This is a genomic window from Qingshengfaniella alkalisoli (assembly GCF_007855645.1).
GTDB classification, from domain to species: domain Bacteria; phylum Pseudomonadota; class Alphaproteobacteria; order Rhodobacterales; family Rhodobacteraceae; genus Qingshengfaniella; species Qingshengfaniella alkalisoli.
On sequence record NZ_CP042264.1, the window covers coordinates 279153 to 299009 of the forward strand.

General features: G+C 59.6%; 25 protein-coding genes. 10 read left to right on the plus strand and 15 right to left on the minus strand.

The window, feature by feature from the left end:
* The first annotated feature begins 111 nt into the window (after positions 1 to 111).
* The 5 genes from FPZ52_RS16255 to FPZ52_RS16275 are packed head-to-tail and all read left to right on the plus strand — an operon-like array spanning position 112 to position 3403.
* A complete protein-coding gene (locus FPZ52_RS16255) occupies positions 112 to 513 on the plus strand; it encodes a hypothetical protein (protein WP_146366655.1) in 402 nt (133 codons plus the stop codon).
* 3 nt (positions 514 to 516) lie between these two features.
* Positions 517 to 1143 (plus strand): MotA/TolQ/ExbB proton channel family protein, encoded by a 627-nt coding sequence (locus FPZ52_RS16260; protein ID WP_146366656.1) that lies wholly within the window; start codon positions 517 to 519, stop codon positions 1141 to 1143.
* A gap of 15 nt (positions 1144 to 1158) precedes the next feature.
* Positions 1159 to 1581 (plus strand): ExbD/TolR family protein, encoded by a 423-nt coding sequence (locus tag FPZ52_RS16265; RefSeq protein WP_146366657.1) that lies wholly within the window; start codon positions 1159 to 1161, stop codon positions 1579 to 1581.
* Positions 1578 to 1982: an ExbD/TolR family protein gene (locus tag FPZ52_RS16270; RefSeq protein WP_146366658.1), complete on the plus strand. Its 405-nt coding sequence runs from the start codon at positions 1578 to 1580 to the stop codon at positions 1980 to 1982. The genes FPZ52_RS16265 and FPZ52_RS16270 overlap by 4 nt, the downstream gene beginning before the upstream one ends.
* Positions 1979 to 3403: a DUF4384 domain-containing protein gene (locus FPZ52_RS16275; protein ID WP_146366659.1), complete on the plus strand. Its 1425-nt coding sequence runs from the start codon at positions 1979 to 1981 to the stop codon at positions 3401 to 3403. The genes FPZ52_RS16270 and FPZ52_RS16275 overlap by 4 nt, the downstream gene beginning before the upstream one ends.
* Positions 3404 to 3489: 86 nt before the next feature.
* On the opposite strand, the gene FPZ52_RS16280 is transcribed toward FPZ52_RS16275, so the two are convergent.
* The 8 genes from FPZ52_RS16280 to FPZ52_RS16315 form a co-directional block, all read right to left on the minus strand.
* On the minus strand, positions 3490 to 3954 hold the full coding sequence (locus FPZ52_RS16280; RefSeq protein WP_146366660.1) for a PTS sugar transporter subunit IIA: 465 nt from the start codon (positions 3952 to 3954) through the stop codon (positions 3490 to 3492).
* A gap of 31 nt (positions 3955 to 3985) precedes the next feature.
* A complete protein-coding gene (gene hpf / locus FPZ52_RS16285) occupies positions 3986 to 4561 on the minus strand; it encodes a ribosome hibernation-promoting factor, HPF/YfiA family (protein WP_146366661.1) in 576 nt (191 codons plus the stop codon).
* A 237-nt stretch (positions 4562 to 4798) separates the two neighbouring features.
* Complete coding sequence (gene lptB, locus FPZ52_RS16290; protein WP_146366662.1) at positions 4799 to 5551, minus strand: LPS export ABC transporter ATP-binding protein; 753 nt, start codon at positions 5549 to 5551, stop codon at positions 4799 to 4801.
* On the minus strand, positions 5548 to 6048 hold the full coding sequence (gene lptA / locus FPZ52_RS16295; protein WP_146366663.1) for a lipopolysaccharide transport periplasmic protein LptA: 501 nt from the start codon (positions 6046 to 6048) through the stop codon (positions 5548 to 5550). Before lptA ends, lptB begins: the two co-directional genes overlap by 4 nt.
* Positions 6049 to 6060: 12 nt before the next feature.
* Entirely contained in the window at positions 6061 to 6669 is a 609-nt protein-coding gene (gene lptC / locus FPZ52_RS16300; RefSeq protein ID WP_146366664.1) for an LPS export ABC transporter periplasmic protein LptC, read from the minus strand.
* Between the two features lie 3 nt (positions 6670 to 6672).
* A complete protein-coding gene (locus tag FPZ52_RS16305) occupies positions 6673 to 7641 on the minus strand; it encodes a KpsF/GutQ family sugar-phosphate isomerase (RefSeq protein ID WP_146366665.1) in 969 nt (322 codons plus the stop codon).
* Entirely contained in the window at positions 7641 to 8252 is a 612-nt protein-coding gene (locus tag FPZ52_RS16310; RefSeq protein WP_146366717.1) for a ribonuclease D, read from the minus strand. The genes FPZ52_RS16305 and FPZ52_RS16310 overlap by 1 nt, the downstream gene beginning before the upstream one ends.
* A gap of 73 nt (positions 8253 to 8325) precedes the next feature.
* Entirely contained in the window at positions 8326 to 8790 is a 465-nt protein-coding gene (locus FPZ52_RS16315) for a c-type cytochrome (RefSeq protein WP_146366666.1), read from the minus strand.
* 214 nt (positions 8791 to 9004) lie between these two features.
* On the opposite strand from FPZ52_RS16315, the gene FPZ52_RS16320 reads away from it, so the two are divergent.
* On the plus strand, positions 9005 to 9499 hold the full coding sequence (locus FPZ52_RS16320) for a CYTH domain-containing protein (RefSeq protein ID WP_146366667.1): 495 nt from the start codon (positions 9005 to 9007) through the stop codon (positions 9497 to 9499).
* Between the two features lie 19 nt (positions 9500 to 9518).
* Here the strand turns inward: FPZ52_RS16320 and FPZ52_RS16325 are convergent, their stop codons facing one another.
* Positions 9519 to 10841: a lytic murein transglycosylase gene (locus FPZ52_RS16325; RefSeq protein ID WP_146366668.1), complete on the minus strand. Its 1323-nt coding sequence runs from the start codon at positions 10839 to 10841 to the stop codon at positions 9519 to 9521.
* Positions 10842 to 11003: 162 nt separating this feature from the next.
* Between FPZ52_RS16325 and FPZ52_RS16330 the strand changes: the two genes are divergently transcribed.
* Positions 11004 to 11333: a hypothetical protein gene (locus FPZ52_RS16330; protein ID WP_146366669.1), complete on the plus strand. Its 330-nt coding sequence runs from the start codon at positions 11004 to 11006 to the stop codon at positions 11331 to 11333.
* On the opposite strand, the gene FPZ52_RS16335 is transcribed toward FPZ52_RS16330, so the two are convergent.
* From FPZ52_RS16335 to rsfS, 6 genes are all read right to left on the minus strand, one after another.
* The gene (locus FPZ52_RS16335) at positions 11330 to 11815 is read right to left on the minus strand and encodes an RNA pyrophosphohydrolase (RefSeq protein ID WP_146366670.1); all 486 of its coding nucleotides are present in this window, start codon (positions 11813 to 11815) and stop codon (positions 11330 to 11332) included. The genes FPZ52_RS16330 and FPZ52_RS16335 overlap by 4 nt on opposite strands.
* 49 nt (positions 11816 to 11864) lie before the next feature.
* The gene (locus FPZ52_RS16340) at positions 11865 to 13205 is read right to left on the minus strand and encodes a S41 family peptidase (protein ID WP_146366671.1); all 1341 of its coding nucleotides are present in this window, start codon (positions 13203 to 13205) and stop codon (positions 11865 to 11867) included.
* A gap of 3 nt (positions 13206 to 13208) precedes the next feature.
* Entirely contained in the window at positions 13209 to 14318 is a 1110-nt protein-coding gene (locus FPZ52_RS16345) for a murein hydrolase activator EnvC family protein (protein WP_146366672.1), read from the minus strand.
* Positions 14315 to 15835: a 2,3-bisphosphoglycerate-independent phosphoglycerate mutase gene (gene gpmI / locus FPZ52_RS16350; protein WP_146366673.1), complete on the minus strand. Its 1521-nt coding sequence runs from the start codon at positions 15833 to 15835 to the stop codon at positions 14315 to 14317. Before gpmI ends, FPZ52_RS16345 begins: the two co-directional genes overlap by 4 nt.
* 144 nt (positions 15836 to 15979) lie before the next feature.
* On the minus strand, positions 15980 to 16450 hold the full coding sequence (gene rlmH / locus FPZ52_RS16355; RefSeq protein WP_146366674.1) for a 23S rRNA (pseudouridine(1915)-N(3))-methyltransferase RlmH: 471 nt from the start codon (positions 16448 to 16450) through the stop codon (positions 15980 to 15982).
* Complete coding sequence (rsfS, locus tag FPZ52_RS16360) at positions 16451 to 16783, minus strand: ribosome silencing factor (protein WP_240804499.1); 333 nt, start codon at positions 16781 to 16783, stop codon at positions 16451 to 16453.
* A gap of 426 nt (positions 16784 to 17209) precedes the next feature.
* Between rsfS and leuC the strand changes: the two genes are divergently transcribed.
* From leuC to leuD, 3 genes are read left to right on the plus strand one after another with little or no spacing between them, the layout of a single operon-like run.
* A complete protein-coding gene (leuC, locus tag FPZ52_RS16365) occupies positions 17210 to 18619 on the plus strand; it encodes a 3-isopropylmalate dehydratase large subunit (protein WP_146366676.1) in 1410 nt (469 codons plus the stop codon).
* A gap of 40 nt (positions 18620 to 18659) precedes the next feature.
* Positions 18660 to 19190, plus strand: coding sequence for an HdeD family acid-resistance protein (locus tag FPZ52_RS16370; RefSeq protein ID WP_146366677.1), 531 nt, complete (start codon positions 18660 to 18662; stop codon positions 19188 to 19190).
* A gap of 52 nt (positions 19191 to 19242) precedes the next feature.
* Entirely contained in the window at positions 19243 to 19848 is a 606-nt protein-coding gene (gene leuD, locus FPZ52_RS16375; RefSeq protein WP_146366678.1) for a 3-isopropylmalate dehydratase small subunit, read from the plus strand.
* Positions 19849 to 19857 lie beyond the last annotated feature (9 nt).

Genomic DNA, 19857 nt, shown 5'->3' on the forward strand with positions numbered 1-19857 from the left:
CCAAGGGCGGGTACCTTGCCTAGAATAAGCCGCGACGAGACGCGCACAATGTTTGCGCAACGGGGAGGACGAGTTTTGCGAATACGATCTGCTTTCCGATTTTCTGGCGCAATGATCGCCGTAAGCGCGCTGGCACAAGCCGCGATGGCGCAGAGCACGGACGGGCGACTGTCCATAGAGTTGAACAAGTTCGAAGAAACCGATGACGGCGCGTGTCAGGCGTATTTCCTGTTTGGCAACGACACGGGACTGGGGCTGGAAAGCTTCGAGCTGTCATTGGCCATACTTGACAGCCAAGGCGTCATCGACAGCCTGCTGACCATCGACGCGTCACCTCTGCCACCGGCGCGAACCACGCTGAAGCTTTTTGCGATCCCCGAGATTTCTTGCAGCGACATTTCCGAGATACTTCTGCACGACATCCCTGCGTGCAAGCCGCAAAACGCGGACCCACTGGACTGCTTCGACTTGGTCGATCTGGACAGCAAAGCCTCCGCGCCACTGGTGAAATAGGTCATGCTGAATTTGTCCGACCTGATGCGCGGCGGCCCCATCATTGCTGTTCTGGCAGTGTTGTCCGTGGTTTCCGTCGCCCTGATCGTTGTCAAAGCCATCGAATTGCGGGGCGTGACATCCGGCACGGGCCGTCGCAGCGCGGCTGTGGATCATTGGCGCAAAGGTGAAACGCGCGAAGCTGTCAACCTGACCCAATCCGGGACGGCCCCTGCGGACCGCGTCCTTCTGGCCGCAATGGAAGGCATGTCCCGCGACACCAGCCCCGCATTGCTGGAAACGGATCTTGTACGGCGTGGCAACGAAGAACTCGAACGCATGAACCGGCATATCAGGCTTCTGGAACTGATCGCCATGATCAGCCCCCTTCTTGGTTTGCTCGGCACCGTGCTGGGAATGATCCAGTCGTTTCAACAATTGGAACTGGCGCAAGGTTCCGCCAATGCCGCTGTGCTGGCCGGAGGCATCTGGCAGGCGCTGCTGACCACGGCGGCGGGTCTTCTGGTTGCCATTCCAGCCGCTATCGGCGCCTCGCTCCTCAGTTCTCGTGCGGAAAGCGCGGGGCATCTGATCGAAAGCTCTGTGGGTGCGCTGATGTTGGCCGAGGACGCCCGCCACCGCCGCGACTAGCCGGAGCACACCATCATGCAACTCAGACAACCAAGGCCGCTGAGACCCTTGATTTCGCTGGTTCCATTGATCGACGTAATGCTGATCTTGCTGGTGTTTTTCATGGTGACCTCGACCTTCCTGGATCTGGATATGTTTCCCACCGTAGGCGGGAACGACCTACAGACAAGCCGTTCGGAAGCCACCGATCAGGTCAACCTCACACCTGTTCTGCTGCGGCTGAACAGCAACGGGCGTGTGACGACACAAGGGCGCAGCTACGACGTCAACGAGCTCGGCGAAATCCTGGCCCTGCGCCTGAGCGAGGTTCCCGCTACCGAAATTCTTCTGCTGCCCTCGCCCGCCGCGTCGCTACAAAGCCTGATCGACGTGATGGACCGCGTGACGCAGGTTGGTGCGCAGAACCTGCGGGTTATTCGGCTGGAGGCGCGTCAATGAAACTACGCGCGCAAACGCGGCGGCCCCACCACGAAACCATCATCGCGCTGATCGATGTGGTGTTTTTCCTTCTGGTTTTCTTCATGCTGATCGGCCGCATGGAAGCGACCGCCCCGTTTGATGTCGTCCCTCCAATCGCCCAGACCGGCTCGGATCTTCCCGCCGGCGGGTTGGCAATATCCGTGGACAATGACGGTGCGTTGGCGTTGGGTGACACACTAGTCGAACACGATGCACTTCTGGCCCATGTCGCCGAAGCTATTACACATCAACCGGACAAACTGATCAGGGTCACGGCAAACGGCTCAACCCGGCTGCAACAGGTGCTGCCTCTTGTCGCCGAAATCGAAGCGCTTGGCGCGAAGGAGGTGGCGCTCGTCGTAACGCCCGACCCGACATGAAGACACGGCTGTGGATCATCGGGCTCGCATGTTCCGCAGGGTTGCACGCGCTGGCACTCGGTGGGCTGCGACTGTCCACCGACCCAGCCGAGATAATGCCTCAAACCGTATCTGCCAGCCGCCTAGATGTGACCGCTTACGAGGTAGATCAGGCGAATGCGACGCCACAACAGGTGGATAGCCCAACGAAGGAAGGGGTTGTTCCAGATCAGTCACGGGTTCAGGGCACCTCCATTCAGCGTATAATAGCTGCCGAGACCGTTCTCCGATCAACCGACGCTGCAGAGGTCATTTCTCGGCATGCAGCGGCATCTTCTGTCAAGCCTCGCAGCAAGGTCACCCATAACGTTCGGTTGGACAGCGCCTTGGCGCAACCCATTGGACAACCCGCGTCACGCACCAAAGCGACCGCCCCGGCGACCGTAGTAGCCAATACCCAAGCAATCCCTACCAAACGATCGCCCACGGCGACACTTCCCACTCAACGCGCCCAGGAAACACCCCGAGAAACCTCAATTCCAAGCGCGCCGCAAACCGTCACAGCGGTGTCAGCTACAGCGCTGCGTCCTGCCGCCCTGAACCAGGCCCCGGCGGCTTTACCGTCCGAAACCTTGGTCGCGTCCCTTGCCTGGAGCGGCGATGCCAGCCTGGACCCTGTTTCATTTGCGGCCGTTACGTCCTTCATGGCCCCCAACCTACCGCAGACCGGTACTGATCCGGTGCGTGACGGGATGGAGGGTCTGCTGTCCTCCGTTCCCTGCGCACGCTTGCAAGCCGTGTTCGAGCCGGACAGCGGGTCAATTCTCTTGACCGGGCATGTCCCTGAGGAGGCACTTCTAACACCCGTCACAGACAGCTTGCAGCAGTTGCTGGGCGGCGCGATCCCGGTGCGCGACTCGGTGCGTGTCCTGCCGCCCCCGCAATGCGGTGTGCTACGTGCTGTTTCAACCGTCGGTCTACCGCAATCGACGGATCAGTTCACCGACAGCCGGTTGATCGGTCAAACTGCGCAAGCTCGGGAATACTTCTACAATGGCGGAGACAGGCTCAGCTTCGATCTGACCGGCCCGGACTACGATGCGTATCTCTATGTCGACTATTTCGACGCTTCCGGTCAAGTAATCCATCTCGAGCCGAACACACAGGTGCCGCTACGCCAGCTATCCTCTGATCAAGAGGCAACAATTGGCGCGCCATCCGCGAACCACCCGTCGTTGGAGATTTCCATCGGCCCGCCTTATGGTCAGGAAATCGCACTCGCCATCGCGACCTCCGTGCCACTGCATGACGGCACACGACCGATGGTAGAACCCGCCGATCCCTACCTCGACTTTCTGCGCGAGCGCGTCGCTGTTCTTCGCACAGAACAACCTGATTTTAAAGGAGAATGGGTCTATTTCTTCCTGACCACGCGTCCATGAGACACACCACGTGCCCAGACCATAAAAGCCCCGGAGTTCGGTATGAACTCCGGGGCTTTTATCGTTTTCGGGGACAAGGAACGCGATCAGGCCGCCTGGTTGGCCTCCAAACCCGTCAGGATCGCGTGCAGCGTGCCGGCTTCTTCGTTGGAACGCAACTTGGTGCAGGTCGACCCGTCCCTCATCACGCGCGATACCAGCGCCAGTGCGCGCAGGTGGCTGACGCCCGCATCCTTTGGCGCGAACAGAGAAAAGACCAGATCGACAGGCTGGCGGTCGACGGACTCGAACGGTACGGGCTGGTCGAGGCGCATAAAGACACCGACAATACGGTCGATACCATCCATGCGCGCATGCGGCAGCGCAACACCTTTGCCGACACCGGTCGGACCGATGCTTTCGCGGTCAAGCAGAGCCTCAACCGCGTCATCCACATCCAAGCCATAGCAGGACGCGGCGATTTCGCCGAGTTCCCGCATCAGACGCTTCTTGCTGGTCATGCTGCCGACGACCTTCACGGCCTCCGGCTTCAACAACGCTGCCAGTTCCATTCGCCTCAACTTTCCGGTCGGGCTCTCGCCCTTATGTCGCGCTGCCGGGCTCGATCCAGCCTATATTGCCGTCGTCACGACGGTACACGACATTGACCCCTTTCGTGCCCTCGTTACGAAACACCAAGACTGGCGCTCCGATGAGTTCCATTTGCATAACAGCTTCACCGACGGAAATCGACGGGATGCGGGTTTCCATTTCTGCGACGATCACCGGCTGAAGCGTGTCCGGCTCGGAATCGTCCGCATCGTCATTCGAGGCGATGATATAGGACGAGCCGCCCAAAGCTTCAACCGGCTGCGCGCGCACCTTGTGGTGGTCTTTCAGGCGGCGCTTGTAGCGGCGAAGCTGCTTTTCCATTTTTTCGCCGCACTGGTCGAAGGCAGGATATATTTCATTGGCCGTCGCACGCGCCTGCGCAGTCAGCCCGGTGGACAGGTGAACCACGGTTTCGCACACATACTCATGTCCACGCTTGGAAAAGACAATCTGCGCATCGGTGGGGCGTTCGGCGTATTTGTCGACAATCACACCAAGTTCATTTTTGACATAGGTTTGAAGGGCTTCCCCAATGTCTATTTGCTTCCCGCTTATTTGGTAACGCATAGCGCCTCCTGTGTGTTGAGAACCCCGAACGCTTATGAAGCGACGAAGTTCAATGAAACGGAGAGTGTCGGGTTGAAAACGTTCCGGGAATGTCTTGCGCAGCCGCAGGACGCATTCGCGAGCAAATCAGGTGCGATTTCGTGTAAGGTGGAACAACCGCTGTCATGGCCCCATTTGGCGACAAATATTGCCCTTGTGTCAACTGTCTCGCACCGAGAATAATCGCGACCGGTTGCCTCAGTCGATTCGGAAGCTGTCACCCAGATAGACCTCGCGCACCTTCTTGTTGCGGATAACGTCATCGGTCGTGCCACTCATCAAGACCTGCCCATCATGCAAGATATAGGCGCGGTCCACGATCTCCAGCGTCTCACGGACATTGTGATCGGTGATCAGCACGCCGATCCCACGTGTCTTGAGCTGGGACACCAGCGCGCGAATATCGCCAACCGCAATGGGATCAACCCCTGCGAATGGCTCGTCCATCAGCACATAACGCGGATTCGCTGCCAGGCAGCGGGCAATCTCCACGCGACGGCGTTCACCCCCTGACAACGCAAGGGCTCGCGCGCGACGCAGATGCTCGATCGAGAACTCCGCCAGAAGTTCTTCCAGATGTTCGTGCCGCTTGGTGCGGTCAGGTTCGGCGATTTCGAGGATCGAGAGGATGTTGTCCTCCACGTTCAAGCCCCGGAAGATACTGACCTCCTGCGGCAGATACCCGATTCCCATCTTGGCGCGGCGATACATCGGCATGGTGGTCACATCACGGCCATTGATCAGCACCTGCCCGCCATCCGCAGGAACCAGCCCCGCGATCGAATAAAAGCATGTCGTCTTACCCGATCCGTTGGGGCCCAGGAGCGCCACGACCTCGCCGCGGTTGAGCTTCAACGACACATCGCGGATCACTGGCCGTTTGCGATAGCTTTTGCGCAGCCCGACGACTTCCAACCCCGCGGGTGACTTATTGTCCCGCTTGGGGCTCACTCGTTGGCACCCGGCTGCAGAACTGTACGAACGCGACCGTCGATCTGGCCGTTTCCGGTTTCCAGATCCACCGTCAGGCGTTGACCAGCAAGCGTGTTCTGGCCCTGCGTCAGAAGAACATCGCCCGACATCACGATCTCGTTGCGGGCGGGCGTAAAGACACCCTCCGCCGCCTCGGCTGCCTCATCCGGCGTCACCAAGGTCACACCACCACTGGCAGTGATCGTGTCGATCTGCCGGTCGTCGCCCTCTGCCGATTCCAGATAGCGTACGACAATCTGCGCGGCGGTCAGGCGCATATCACCCTGAACGACAACAACATTTCCCGAAAACTTGGCGCTTCGGCCGGTTTGATCGAGCTGAAGCTGATCGGCCTCAACCTCGACCGGGGCGCTGGTATCGGTCTGCAAACCTCCCAGATTCACACCAGCCCCCTGCGCCCAGACACCATGCCCAGCGATCAAAAAGATGAAAACGACGACAAACCGCAGGCCCATGAAACAGCTTTCTTAATTTCCCGGTTGGTATAGCAGCCGCACACCGTCCTTGAAAACAACTACTGCATTGTTGCCGGAGTCAGGATTGCCCGTCATGACCATCTTTCCCGCGGTAAGTTGCCCAAGCGGTCCGGATGCCTGAATTGCACCTTCGGTTTCGATATGGTTCAGATCGGTGCTGACAAACGCTGTATCGGTCTGGATACGATAGCCGGTCGAGGTCGTGATCTGCACGTTTTCCGACAGGGTGGTTTGGCCAGTTTCCTCGTCGATCCGGCCTGCGCCTGACGCAATCTGATACCCGAAACCGTTCTTGTTGAACAACGTCGCGCGCAATTCCGTCCCGATGATCACACCCGGTTGATCAGAATCAGGCCGCAGCGTTTCAGCAGACAAGTTAACCTTGGACCCTTCGGCCGTCACGCCGTCATAGCTTGGCGCACCGAGCCTTTGTTCCCGGGCCAGTTCGCGAATGGTAATGTCGGTGATCGCCATCGGCTCCCCGGTCCGCTGCCCCCGTGGGAACAGAAAAAGCGTCGACAGAATAGCCAGCGCGATCAGCGGCAGAACCAGCTTCGCAACGGCGACCGCGCGGGAATAGCCGTTATCGAAGCGGGCCACGGATCAGACAACCCCGGCGCGCAGGCAATCATGGATTGTCAGAATTCCTGCCGCCTTGGACGTATCTTCCGCGCGCACCGCGAATAGACTCGTGATCTTGGTGTTTTCCATAACCCGCACGGCCTGCTCCGCCAATGCGCCCATGTCGATCGTCTTGGGGTCCATCGTCATCACCTCGCCGGCTGTGCGGTCGAGCAAGCCATCCATGTGTCGCCGCAAATCACCATCGGTGATGATTCCCCGGAGTTCGCCTTGCGCACCCTCGACGCCCAGTACGCCGAAGCCCTTCCGGCTCATCGTAACCAACGCATCGCCCATCGGTGTCGTGTCGGATACCATGGGCATCTCGTCGCCCACATGCATCAGGTCAGAAACCTTCGAAAGCTGCGCCCCGAGCTTTCCGCCAGGATGAAACTGCCGGAAATCCTGGGGTGTGAACTGACGGTGTTCCATCAATGCAACGGCCAGCGCATCCCCCAACGCAAGCGTCATGGTCGTCGAGGTCGTCGGCACGATGCCCTGCCCACAGGCTTCTTCCGCCTTGGGCAGAACCAGCGCGATATCGGATTGGCGCAACAAGGTGCTGTCAGGACGGCTCGCAATACCGATCAGCGGTATCTCGAAACGTCTGGTATGCGCGATCATGTCTGCCAGTTCGGGTGTTTCCCCCGAGTTGGACAACATCATCACCACGTCACCCTTGGTAAGCATACCCAGATCGCCGTGGCTCGCCTCGCCCGGATGCACAAATTGCGCGGGGGTGCCGGTGGATGCCAATGTCGCCGCAATCTTGCGCGCGATGTGACCCGATTTGCCCATGCCGGAGACGATCACGCGCCCCTGTGCTTCGAGCAGGCGGGCCACGGCCTTTGCAAAACTGTCATCCAGCGCCTCGGCCAGAAGTCTCAGCGCATCCGCCTCGATGCCAACAACGCGACGGCCAACGGAAAGAAATGTCTCGTTCTGTGTCATCAGTGCGCAAAAATATCCTGCTCAGGCCAGCCCTGCAAATCCAGAACGGCACGCGTGGGTAGAAAATCGAAACAGGACTGCGCAAGTTCCATGCGTCCTTCCCGTTCCAGTCGTTCGTTCAGCTTGTCACGCAACGCATGAAGATACAGCACATCGGATGCGGCGTAGCTTAGTTGCGCGTCCGTCAGTTCCGGCGCGCCCCAGTCACTCATCTGCTGCTGTTTGGAAATGTCGATATCGATCAGTTCCGACAGCAGGTTCTTCAGCCCATGACGATCAGTGTAGGTCCGCACCAGCTTTGACGCGATCTTGGTACAATAGACCGGCGCGGCCAGCGCACCGAAGGCATGATACATCGCGGCAATGTCGAAGCGCCCGAAATGGAACAGCTTCAGCACTTCGGGATCGGTCAACATACGCGACAGGTTGGGGGCTGCAGTCTGCCCCTTGGCGACCTGCACCAGATGCGCGTTTCCGTCACCGTCAGACATCTGGATAACGCACAGCCTGTCCCGATGCGGGTTCAGCCCCATGGTTTCGCAGTCAATCGCGACAACCGGCCCAAGATCCAGCCCATCAGGAAGATCGTTTTGATAAAGGTGATTGGCCACGCCGCGCCCTTCCATACCATCTGCGTCCTCCGCAGACATGCCCTTTGCGCGGCGCATTGTCTATCCCTTGGCGCTACTGCCCGGTGCCAAAGCGTTCCGACCGCATCACGCGAACGCGGTCCGACCACGTGGATTCGATAAAGGCGAGCGTGTTACGGATTTCCGCGTCGCTTAGCACACCCTCGAAGCCTGGCATCCCGCTGACCATGTCCAGGCCCTGCTGCTTCATCAACGCCGCGCCACCAAACTTGGTGTAGGTAAACAGCATCTCAGGCGCATGGTGCCATGTGTGACCGGTTTCGTCATGCGGCGGCGCAGGAAGCCTGCCATCAGGTCCGGGCGTCTGCCAATCCGGCTGTCCTTCCAGATTGGACCCGTGACAGGTCGCGCAATATTGTTGATAGATCCGCTCACCAGCCGCAATGTCAGCTGTCTTCTCCGAAGTCTTGGTCTCTTGGGCCTGCGGTCGCACAAGCGCGAACACACACCCCGCAACTGCAACGGTAATCGCGCCAACCAACAACTTAGCTGTCTTCATGATTCATCCTTGGCAGTTTTTCGTGAATCGAAACCGACCCTCCCGCGCTGGAAGGCAACCCGACATATAAAGCGACGGATGTTAAAGTATTAGTAAAACTCAGTGCTTACTCCCGACCCAACGTAAAAGTAACACTTTTGTGTTGTTTTCACGACGGCCGTCCTTTAGCCAGCCCACTAATTCGTCACACAAACTAATCCCAAGACAGCCGAAGATGACACACGCTGACCCGGTAGAAATCGAACGCAAATTCCTTGTGAAGCGGCTACCAGACTTGGCCCGCGCGAGGTGCTACACCGTTCGGCAGGGATACTGCACGCATCCCGACGACTCGATTTCCATGCGCCTGCGGCAGAAAAGCGACCAGCTTTTCCTGACCGTCAAAACCGGCGAAGGTCCTGTTCGGTCCGAACGCGAGATTCCGATCGAAGCCGAACAATTCAACGTGCTCTGGCCTGCAACGACCGGACGCCGGATCGAAAAGAAGCGTTGGATCGGACCGCTGGGCAACGGGCATCTGTTCGAGCTGGATATTTTCTGCGGCGCCCACCAACCCTTGCAGATGGTCGAGGTCGAGTTTGATACACTGGAAGACGCCGAAGCCTTTACGCCGCCGGATTGGTTCGGACGCGAAGTGTCAACCGATAAGGCCTATCGCAACAAATCCATCGCGCTATGGGGTGTTCCTCAACAACCGATGAGCGTCTGACCCGCCGCGCGCACCGTCCCTAGCGCATGTGCTGAAGCAACCCGTAGGACGGATAGCCGTCCGGCAACAATCCGCGCGCCTGTTGATAGTTCTGGATCGCCTCAATCGTATTCGGCCCGATCCGTCCGTCGATGCCCTTCGTACTGAATCCCGCCGCGCTTAGCCGCTGTTGCAACTCCTTGCGCTCGGACAGTTTCAGTGATCGATCCCCACGTGGCCATGAGGCACGGATGCCGGGGCCGCCTTTCAAGCGGTCGGACAGATGCCCGACGGCGATTACGTAACTGTCGGCAGCGTTGTAGCGCTCCAGCACTTCGAAATTGTTGAAGATCATGAAGGCGGGACCGCGTGCGCCCGCTGGCAAAAGGATCGACGCCTCCCCATAGTTCGGCACAGCACGGCCTGCCATGTCGCGCACGCCCATCTGCGTCCAGCGTTGCACGGACCGCTTCGTGTGATCGCCCGCCTGCGCATAGTTGAAACCTTGCGGAAGCTGGACCTCGACCCCCCAAGGGTGCCCCTGCCGCCAGCCAAAACCCGCCAGATATGCAGCGGTTGACGCCAGCGCATCCGTCGGATCGTCCGACCAGATGTCGCGGCGCCCATCCCCACGGAAATCAACCGCATGATCAAGATAGGATGTCGGCATGAACTGCGTATGCCCCATCGCCCCGGCCCATGACCCTTTCATCGCCCGTGGGCTGATGTCACCGGCCTGGACGATCTTCAACGCCGCGACCAACTGTTCCTCGAAGAACGCGCCGCGGCGCCCATCATAGGCCAAAGTCGCCAGTGCAGAGATTACATCGGTTGACCCGCGATTGCTGCCATAAGCACTTTCCAGCCCCCAAATGGCGACGACGACTTCTTTATCGACACCGTATTTCCGTTCGATCTGGTCCAACGTCGTTGCATATCGGGTCAGCCCTGCCCGGCCATTCGCAATACGGCTGCTGGATACCGCGCTGTCGAGATATTCCCAAAGCTGCTTGCTGAACTCGGACTGGTTTCCGTCCAGCCTGATAATACTGGAATCATAGGTAATGCCCGTCAAGGAACCTCGTAGCGTGGAATCGCTGATCCCTTGGCGTCGCGCGCGTGGCACGAACCCGTTGATCCAGTTCTGGAACCCGGCGGCGGAAGCCTCGGTCACAATTGTCTCCGGCTTTGCGGGGCGCAGCATCGGTCGCGGTGACATGATTGCGGATGCGGGCACCGGCTGTGCCTCGGCTATGGGCCGAGACGGAGGTTGCGGGCTGGAATGAATCGCAAGGGTTTGGGCGGCGGCGGGCAGATATATCCCCCCGATCGCCAGAACTATCGCGGTCAGAAGATGTCGCATGGGCTGGCCTGTGGTCTGCTCGTTGGTCTTAGTTTTAAGGAAATCCTAACCCAATTTTCGCCAGACGCATAGGATTTGTTGGCACCCATTCGCTTACGATTGGCGCGCGATGGCAACGCGTGCTAGCGTCCGGTCAACGCACCGAACAAAGGATGTTTTCCGATGACAGGCAATCTGACCCGGCTAAAGGTCGCATCATTGGGGGCAGTCGCCGTGGCGCTTGCCGCGTGTGGAGGTGAGCCGCTCGGCCCGATCCCTTACGGCAACTCTCCGACCCCGCCGCTGCAACTTCTGGGCGGCTACCGCTCGCCCGAGGATCCGTGTCAGTTGACAGGCGAAACCCCCCTGACCATAGATTATCTCGATGACGCCGCCGATCTGGTCGGTTGTCCAACAGGCAGCGAAGCCGAAGCATCGCTGCGTGCAACTCATGGCGTCGAAAAACTGGCCCAGATCGGCGGCTCGTCGCTTTACAGCATTCCGCGCCGCTAAGTCAGATGGGGGCGGAACTCATCGAGAACCGCCTCATACACAACACGCTTGAAAGGCACGATCTGACCCGGCAGTTCTTCCGGGTCCAGCCAACGCCATGCGGAAAATTCGGGATGATCAGTGTCGATGCGGATATCGGCATCCGTCCCGTAGAAGCGTAACAGGAACCAAAGTTGCAGCTGCCCGCGATAGCGCCCTTTCCAGATTTTGGGCACCAGATCATGCGGCAGATCATAGGCGATCCGCTCGACGGTCTGCGCTTCCACCGTAACCAGATCAGAGGTCACGCCGGTTTCTTCCCAAAGCTCGCGCAAGGCTGCGTCACGCGGATCTTCTCCCTTGTCGATCCCACCCTGTGGCATTTGCCAAGCGGGGCCGGGATTGTCGATGCGCTGGCCCACGAAGACTTGCCCGTCCTTGTTCACCAGCATGACGCCGACACAGGGACGGTAGGGTAAAGCTTCGATCTGTTCAGGGGTCATGGAAGGCTCCGCCGGCGCGCATCCGGAGACGCGCGCCGTTGTGATGTGATCATTCAGGCTTGGCGACAGCCGAAAGCCCCTTGAGGATGTCGATGGCATAGGCCAGCTGGTAATCCTCTTCGCGCAGACGGGCGGCGTCTTCGGCCTTCTGCTGTTCTTCTTCCAGCAGCTTCTTCTCGTCCTCGGACATAGAGTCGTTATTCAAATGCCCGCGCAGGTCATTTTCCGAGCGGGCGAAGCTGGGCGCTTGGTCCTCATCTTCGTCCTCGGATTCCGGACGGCGTGGCGGCTGTTCAACGACGATATCCGGCGATACCCCGAGTGCCTGAATGGACCGGCCCGACGGCGTGTAATACCGCGCTGTCGTCAGACGCATCGCACCGTTGCCGCGCAGCGGAACGACCGTCTGAACGGACCCTTTGCCGAAGCTCTTGGTACCCACGACGATGGCTCGACGGTGATCTTGCAATGCGCCCGCCACGATTTCGGAAGCGGAGGCCGACCCGCCATTGATCAGCACGACGACCGGCTTGCCTTCAGCTAGATCGCCTTCAGATGCATTGAACCGCTCGCCATCTTCGACGCTGCGTCCCCGGGTGGACACGATTTCACCCGCATCGAGGAACGCATCGGACACCTGGATCGCCTGATTCAACAACCCGCCCGGATTGTTTCGCAGGTCCAGAACAATGCCGTTGACGCTATCCATGCCGCCCAATTCCTCGATAGATTCCTTTAGTTGTTCTTCGAGGTTGGGGTAAGTCTGGTCGTTGAACGTGGTGACGCGCAGAACCACGGTGTCACCCTCCACGCGCGAGCGCACGGCGGTCAGTTTAATGGTGTCGCGGGTTATGGTGACGTCGAACGGCTCGTCTTCACCTTCACGCACAATCGTCACAACGATGTCCGAACCGACAGGACCGCGCATCAGTTCAACCGCATCGTCCAGGGTCAGGCCAAGCATGCTTTCACCGTCGACATGGGTGATGAAATCGCCCGCCTCGATCCCAGCCTCGAAGGCCGGTGTATCGTCCATAGGCGAGACGACCTTCACGAAGCCATCTTCTTGCGTGACTTCGATGCCCAGTCCGCCGAATTCTCCACGCGTCTGCACGCGCATGTCTTCGGCATCTTCCGGCGCGAGATAGCTGGAATGCGGATCGAGCGAGGTCAGCATGCCGTTGATGGCCGCCTCGATCAGTTCGCCTTCCTCGACCTCTTCGACATACTGCGCGCGGATGCGTTCGAATATATCACCAAACAGATCAAGCTGTTCGTAAACCGAAGTCTTGTTGTCCGTTTCCTGCGCAAGAAGCGGTCCGGCGATTTGTGTCGTTGCGACGACCCCTGCGATGGTGCCGCCGAGAGCGGCCATCATGAATGATCTCATCTTCTATCCGTCCTTTCGAACCGTAAACCACTCGGCGGGGTCCACGGGCGTGTTGGATTGTCTTAGCTCTATATAGAGCGTTTCCGGGCGCAGAGTGCCAGCAGGATTCCCGCGTTCTGGCGCGATTGTGTTTTCGTCCTCACCGACATCCCCCATCAGCCCCAGCGGGGCGCCCTCCGCGACCACCTGATCCTCGCTTACATAAAGCGTTTCCAGCCCCGCAAGGATAAGCAATGCGTCACGCACCGGTTCCAGGACGACGACCATGCCGAAATCCAGCAAAGGCCCGGCAAAGCGCACAGTGCTGGCGGCGGGTGCTGTCACCAGCGCCTCTGCCGCAGTCGCAACGGTGAACCCGGGGCGCGTTAGGCCGGTGGCGTCAGGTTCGTCATAGCCGTAAAGCACCGTTCCCGAAACCGGCAGCGGCAAGTTGGTCAGGTCGATTTCCGCGGCCGGTCGAAGATCGTCGGGCAATGGCGGGAACGTTTCACTTAGCTCCGACAAGCCCATCGTGACTTCGAGCAACTCGTCTATGTCCGACTGATCAGGCAGCGTTCCATTGGCTTTCAGGGCCGCGATCAGTTCGGTTCGCGCGGTCTGTGCCTGCGACAGCGCCTGCTGCAATCGCGACTGTGCTTGCTTGCGAGCTTCGGTCAATTCCGCCAGTTCCGCCAGTTCAGTTCTGACAGACGCCACCCGATCATTCAGCGCAGGCGCCATATCCGCCGCCAACAAGCCAGCGCGGGCACTCGCCAGCGCTCCAGCAGGATGCAGTAGCAATGTGCGATCTTTATCCTGTTCGATGGTCTGTATGGCTGCGACGAGATCTGACAATGCCCCGCTCTTGCTGTCGAGTTCTTTCTGCAAGGCCTGCTCCCGCAACACCGCGCCACGAAGATCGCTGCGAAGATCGGTCATGGACGCCTCGAAGGCACGGATGGCATGGGTCAGCCTTGGCACCGGGTCGCGGCTGTCCTTGGCGTCGGCCAATGCCTGCGCCGCCTCTTGCAGCTTCTGATTGGCGCGGGAAGGCCCGGCAAGGGGAATAATCAGGGCGGTCAGAACGACCACCCCTACAGCAGCACTCAAAACTGAACGGATTAGCGCCTTCATGTCCGGATCAGGCTCGTCCCGGTCATTTCCCGTGGCTTCTCAAGTCGCATCAGTTCGAGGATGGTAGGGGCCAAATCCGCCAACCGCCCATCGACCAGTGATGCGCCAGCAGGCCCACCAATCAGCGCTACAGGTACCGGGTTCAGCGTATGCGCCGTGTGCGGCCCGCCTGTATCCGGGTCCACCATCGTCTCACAGTTGCCATGATCAGCGGTCAGGATCATCGCCCCGCCCGACTTGTCGAGCGCCTCGACCACGCGCGCGAGCCCGCGATCCACGGCTTCGCACGCCGCAATCGCCGCATCCAGATCACCCGTGTGCCCCACCATATCGGGATTGGCATAATTGGTGACGATCAGATCATATCCAGCCTCGATCGCTTTCACGAATTGATCCGTTACTTCAGCGCAGGACATCTCGGGCTGCAAATCATAGGTCGCGACCTTGGGCGAGTTGGGCATGGAGCGGTCTTCGCCTTCCTCCGGCACCTCTCGCCCGCCATTCAGGAAGAAGGTGACATGCGGGTATTTCTCCGTTTCGGCCAAGCGGAACTGGCGCAATTCGTGCTTGGCCACCCATTCGCCCAGAGCGTTAACGATTTCGCGCTTGGGAAAGACCGTCTTGAGCCATGCGTTATGCTCGTCAGAATATTCGACCATGCCCAGCAGCGCGGCGAAGTCGGGACGCGGGCCGGTGTCGAAGCCGTCGAAATCAGGTTCTGCAATAGCGCGGAGAATTTCGCGGGCGCGGTCGGCGCGGAAGTTCAGACAGAAGAATCCATCCCTGTCCTTTCCACCGGTATAGTCGCCGACAATACGCGGCTCGATGAACTCATCGGTTTGGCCCGATGCATACGCGTCTTCGACGGCTTGCCCGGCGCTGTCACAGTGGATTCCTTCGCCCTTGATCACTGCGTCATAGGCTTTCTGGACCCGTTCCCACCTGTTGTCGCGATCCATCGCGAAATAGCGGCCCGTCACCGTAACGATGCGTGCATCGTCAGGCAGTGTCGACTCAAGGGTCTCGATGAATCCGTCCGCCGACTTCGGCGCCACGTCGCGCCCGTCCGTCACGGCATGCAAAGCAACGGGCACGCCTGCTTTCGTAATGGCCTTGGCGGCGGCAAGGATGTGGTTGATATGCCCGTGAACACCACCATCGGAGGTTACGCCCATCAGATGCGCCGTTCCGCCGCTGTCTTTCAGGGCGGCGATGAAGTCTTTCAGCGCCGCTATTTCGAAAAAGCTGCCATCCTCGATGGACAGGTCGATCTGACCCAGATCCATGGCAACGACGCGGCCCGCACCGATATTCGTATGACCCACCTCGGAATTGCCCATCTGTCCGCTTGGAAGCCCGACATCCGGTCCGTGCGTGATCAGCTGTGCGTTCGGGCAGGTCGCCATGATGCGGTCGAAGGTCGGCGTCGCAGCAAGCTTTGGCGCATTGGCGGTCGGATCATCGCGCAGGCCCCAACCATCGAGAATACACAGAACAACGGGTTTCGGCGCGGTCATCGGAGATCCTTCGTGTTGCGTGTCGGCAGCAGGACTAGCAAGAAGATCGAAGGTCTGCGAGCAAAAAGGGGAAGCCTCCGCCCGTCATCGGCGCGATATCGCGCCTCTTGCCGTTGGGCCGGGCGCGGGCGTCGCCCGCGCTGGTCAGACGCGATGATACGGACTGCCCGCCAGGATCGAAGCGGCGCGGTAAAGCTGTTCGGCCAGCATCACGCGCACCAGCATATGGGGCCAGACCATCGGGCCGAAGGACAGTTTGAAATCGGCCGTCGCCCGAAAGGACGGGTCAAGCCCGTCCGCGCCACCGATACAGAAGCACGCTTCGGGCCGACCTTCATCACGCCACTTGGCGAGTTGAGCCGCGAAATCAGGGGAAGAAAGCTGCTTGCCGCGTTCATCGAGCATCACACGAACGGCGCCATCAGGGCAGGCGCGTTCCAGAAGCTGCGCCTCGGCCGACATACCGCCGCCCTTGCGGTCGTCGACTTCGCGCACTTCTGAAGGCCCCAGCCCTAGCGCCCGGCCGCCGCGGTCGAGCCGCGTCAGGTAATCGTCGATCAGCGCCTTTTCCGGACCTTTCCGGAGGCGTCCGACCGCACAAACAGTCAGCTTCATTCAGACGGTCTTGGCTCCCGCAGGCTGCCACATCTTTTCGACCTGGTAGAAGTCCCGAACCTCGGGGCGGAAGATATGCACGATCACGTCGCCTGAATCGATCAACACCCAGTCGCCCTGATCCTTCCCTTCGGTCTTGCAGATGATGCCGTAATCCTGCTTCAGCGCATCCGTCAACTGTTGGGCCAGTGCGGACACCTGACGGGTCGAACGACCCGACGCGATCACCATGTGATCAGCCATCTCGGACCGGCCTCGCAGGTCGATCTTGACGATGTCTTCGGCTTTGTCATCGGAAAGGGTTGTCACGATGTGGTCCAGCAATTCGGCCACCGTGAAACTGGGTGCGGCCCCGCCCTGCGGAGCGGCTGGTGCGGTGTCATGTGAAACCGCTTGGGCTGAGTGAGACAGGACTTGGTCCTCCGTATGATGCGCCTCAACACCGGCGCTGGCTCTCTAAAGGTAACATCGGGGATATGAAATCTCAACGACAGCCCCTCGAAATCCCTGCGTCATATGCAGACTGTGAACGAAATATATGCTTCTGGTGAACATCGGCATGCCGTGTTGACTTGATAGACTCGGATCGCGGGTGTATTTGCTTCGCATGACCCGCGTGTTCGACATTGATGACCGGTCGCGCCTGCCTTGGCGCTTTTACGGCCTGTCCCGCACGATCACCGCGCACCTATGATGCGCGGTGCGCATTCGCGCACCTTCTCTACATGCCAGGACGAAACCAAGCGGGAGAGGATGAAAATGACCGCCCCGAAGACACTCTATGACAAGATCTGGGATGCCCATCTGGTGAATGAAGCCGATGATGGCACCTGCCTGATTTATATCGACCGCCATCTGGTCCACGAAGTGACCAGCCCGCAGGCTTTCGAGGGCCTGCGCATGGCCGGCCGCATGGTCCGCGCACCGGAAAAGACGATTGCGGTGCCGGATCACAACGTGCCCACCACGATGGGCCGCGAAAACCCCGACCAGATGCCCGAAGACAGCCGGGTTCAGGTGGCCGCGCTCGACAAGAACGCCAAGGATTTCGGCATCCACTACTACCCCGTCACGGATGTTCGTCAGGGGATCGTGCATATCGTCGGGCCGGAAAACGGCTGGACGCTGCCGGGGATGACCGTGGTCTGCGGTGACAGCCACACGGCGACCCACGGCGCGTTCGGTTCTCTGGCGCACGGGATCGGCACCTCCGAGGTGGAACACGTGCTGGCGACCCAGACGCTGATCCAGAAGAAGTCGAAGAACATGAAGGTCGAGATTACAGGCAAGCTTTCGCCCGGTGTCACGGCCAAGGATATCGTCCTGACGATCATCGGCGAAACCGGCACCGCCGGCGGCACCGGCTATGTCATAGAATACTGCGGCGAGGCGATCCGTGATCTGTCGATGGAAGGCCGGATGACGATCTGCAACATGGCGATCGAGGGCGGTGCCCGCGCTGGCCTGATCGCGCCGGACCAGACGACCTTCGACTACGTCAAGGGTCGTGAACACGCCCCCAAGGGGGACGACTGGGACAAGGCGATGGAATGGTGGCAGACGCTCTATTCCGACGATGACGCGCGTTGGGACAAGGTCGTGACGATCAAGGGCGAAGACATCGCGCCGACCGTTACCTGGGGCACGTCGCCCGAGGATGCGCTGCCGATCACTGCGATCGTGCCCACCCCCGAGGATTTCACCGGCGGCAAAGTCGACGCCGCACGTCGGTCGTTGGAGTACATGGGCCTCAAGCCCGGCCAGAAGCTGACGGATATCGAAATCGACACCGTCTTCATTGGCTCCTGCACCAATGGCCGGATCGAAGATCTGCGTGCCGCAGCCGCCGTGCTGAAAGGCAAGAAGGTCAAGGACGGCATGCGCGCCATGGTCGTGCCCGGATCCGGGCTGGTCCGTGCGCAGGCCGAAGAAGAAGGTCTGGCCGATATCTTCAAGGAAGCCGGTTTCGAATGGCGCCTTGCCGGATGTTCCATGTGCCTGGCCATGAACCCCGACCAGCTGGCACCCGGCGAACGTTGCGCAGCGACATCGAACCGCAATTTCGAGGGCCGTCAAGGCCGCGGCGGACGCACCCATCTGCTGAGCCCGGCAATGGCTGCTGCCGCTGCGGTAACAGGAAAGCTTACCGACATACGCGAATTGATGTAACCTGCCGCTGAACCCTTTGGAAAATTGGAAGGAATGCGGAATGAAGGACTGGGTAAAATGGCTGATCGTCGGAATCCTGTCGATCGTGTTCGGCGTCTTTGCACTTAGCAATGCCGTAGCGGCCTCACTTGCGGTGACGGCGGTTACGGGTGGGCTGTTCATTGCGATGGGCGTCGTCCAGATCATCGCAGCGTTTCGCGAGACGAGCACCGGCAGCAAGCTGCTGGCGCTTCTGCTCGGTGCATTGATGCTGTTTCTGGGCATTTCCTTCCTGTGGAACCCGCTTGAAGGTATGATTTCGTTAACCATGCTGGTGACGATCCTGATCGCAGCCAGCGGCATCACACGCCTGTTCCTGAGCTGGCAAATGAAGGACACGCAGTTCTTCTGGCCCATGCTGATCTCTGGCGCATTGTCCGTGTTGCTCGCGGCCTACATCTTCGCCAATTTCGCGGCCGCGTCGGTTTCGCTTCTCGGCATCCTTCTGGGGGTAGAACTCCTGTTCAACGGCGCGGGGCTGGTCGTTCTGGCCCTGTTCATTCGAACATTCAAAAATCGTCATGGCGGCTAGGCTCGCATGACGACGGGGTGGCACAGCCCACCCCGCTTCGGAGACTGAAACGATGGAAAAATTTACCAAGCTGTCTGGCACTGCGGCACCGCTGCCGCTGATCAATGTAGATACCGACATGATCATCCCAAAGCAGTTCCTGAAAACGATCAAGCGCGAAGGGCTGGGTGTGAACCTGTTCGACGAAATGCGCTATGATGACAATGGCAATGAGATCGAGGATTTCATTCTCAACAAGCCCGCCTACCGTAACGCCGAAATCCTCGTCGCTGGTGACAATTTCGGCTGTGGATCCTCGCGTGAACATGCGCCCTGGGCGCTGCTCGACTTCGGTATCCGCTGCGTGATCGCACCGAGCTTCGCGGACATCTTCTTCAACAACTGCTTCAAGAACGGCATCCTGCCCATCGTCCTGCCTCAGGAACAGGTTGACCTTTTGATGGACGACGCTTCGCGCGGATCCAACGCCGTGATCACCGTTGATCTGGAAAACCAGACAATCACCGGGCCGGACGGTGGCGAGATCAAGTTCGATGTCGATCCGTTCCGCAAACATTGCCTGCTGAATGGTCTGGACGATATCGGCCTTACGCTGGAAAAAGCTGCCGCGATCGACACATTCGAGGCAAGCGCCAGCGCGGATCGCCCTTGGGTCTGATCCAGCGCA